At 33.0% G+C, this 1,847-nt stretch carries 3 protein-coding genes; all 3 read left to right on the top strand.

Annotated features, from left to right (window positions below; all coding sequences use genetic code 11):
* Positions 1 to 309: hypothetical protein (locus tag BM253_RS17410; RefSeq protein WP_177205827.1), on the top strand; the 309-nt coding region annotated here is incomplete at its 5' end.
* 11 nt (positions 310 to 320) lie between these two features.
* Positions 321 to 500, top strand: a complete 180-nt coding sequence (locus tag BM253_RS17045; protein ID WP_091526691.1) for a hypothetical protein — start codon at positions 321 to 323, stop codon at positions 498 to 500.
* 2 nt (positions 501 to 502) lie between these two features.
* Entirely contained in the window at positions 503 to 1,702 is a 1,200-nt protein-coding gene (locus BM253_RS17040) for a hypothetical protein (protein WP_091526689.1), read from the top strand.
* Positions 1,703 to 1,847 lie beyond the last annotated feature (145 nt).

Genomic DNA, 1,847 nt, shown 5'->3' with positions numbered 1-1,847 from the left:
GAAAAGGATTATGTAAAAGAGCGCACCCGTTATATAAAATCGTCTATGAGGGGTGTGGAACACGTAACACCTACAATGATTTTTTATCATAATGAAAATGGTGACATTATCGAAAAAAAATTTGTAAGAAGCTATCCTAACCAATATTTGGGCGCAAGTTCTATTGCTTTGCGGGAATCTATTTATTATAAATACGAATACGACAAATACAACAACTGGGTGAAGTGCTATATATACATGGAAGGTAAACCCGAAGACAGCGAGCCAACAGCGATTGCACAGAGAGATTTAGAATATTACGATAGTTAAAATTGAATATTATGGAAAATAAGGAGTATATGATCTATGATGCAGAACTTTATAAAGATGGGCAATTAACCGATTTGGGAATAAACGACCCCTTACGAGCCATCTTTACTCAGTTAGACAGCCTACTTGCTAAAGCAAGTGCTGGCAAAAAAATACCGGTACGAACCTTATTTGATATTGTAAAAGATTAAAAATGTTAGAAAAATATAAATACATATTATTAATATTACTATGTGTACAGATTGGAAACTCGCAAGCATTTACTGAAAATGCGATGTTAGATTTTAAGCGTTCAGCAGCACATTTAAATAATTATAATGGTCCAATAAAAAGTTCTTTTTGGTATTATAATTATATTGTCGAGCCAATTCCCTTATCTTCTTCATCTGACAGTATAGTACAGAAAAATGCAAGAAGTTCTCTTATGCACATAAATAAAGATGTATTAGGATGGAGTGTATTCCGAGAATTTGACAAAAATGGACTGTTAACAATTACCATTGACATGGATATTGATAGATCATACTTCGGCAAATCGAAGCCTAACTATAAAACTGCTTCAATATACTCATATGAACAAAATGATTTGGATCAAAAAAGACAAATAAAATTACAAAGAAGGCAAATATATCCAGTCTACGATTACGAAATTCTAATAAAAATTAACAACAAAATAGAGCTTGGTTATAGTAAAAACATTCACGAAAGAAAATGGGAATACTTACTTGATAACCAAAATAGAATAAGAAATGAAATACATTACTACGGTGTAATAACAGATTTTAGTGAAGTTGAAGGGCTAAGTGAAGATGATATCAAAAAATTGCAAAGTGATTATAGGAATCGAGATAAGTTACCATTTACAGAAGCAGAATATATTTATGATAAACACAATAATGTTAAGCAACTAAATATTACGACTAAACAAAAAGATCCGATACCTTTTCATTTTTTAGATACCGAAACAGGTTTCTGTCCTGACTTACATATTGCATATGAATACGATAAAAAAGACCGTATGACCCAAGTAACGTACTATGGATGTAAAGATACGTTGGCGTTTGAAAAATATGTTTATCATCCCGAAAAGGAGTACGTAACTGAGCGCACCCGCTTTATAAAATCATCTATGCGCAGTGTGACACACAGAACACAGACAATGGTTTTTTATCATAATGAAAATGGAGATATTATTGAAAAAAAATACGTACGAAACTACCCAAAACAATATTTAAGTTCAGGTCCAATTACTTTACCTGAATCTATTTATTACAAGTACGAATACGACAAATACAACAACTGGGTGAAGTGCTATATATACATGGAAGGTAAACCCGAAGACAGCGACCCAACAGCCATTGCACAGAGAGATTTAGAATATTACGATAGTTAAAAAAGAATGTTATGGAAAATAAGGAGTATATGATGTCGGATGCCGATTTGTATAAAGACGGGCAGTTAACCGATCTGGGAATAAATGACCCCTTACGAGCCATTTTTACACAGTTGGATGCCCTGCTTGCTAAACCAAGTGCAGG

Source organism: Paenimyroides ummariense (assembly GCF_900115115.1).
Classification (GTDB): Bacteria; Bacteroidota; Bacteroidia; order Flavobacteriales; family Flavobacteriaceae; genus Flavobacterium; species Flavobacterium ummariense.
The sequence above is the reverse complement of the archived record's forward strand: the minus strand, read 5'-3'. Positions and strand labels throughout refer to the sequence as shown.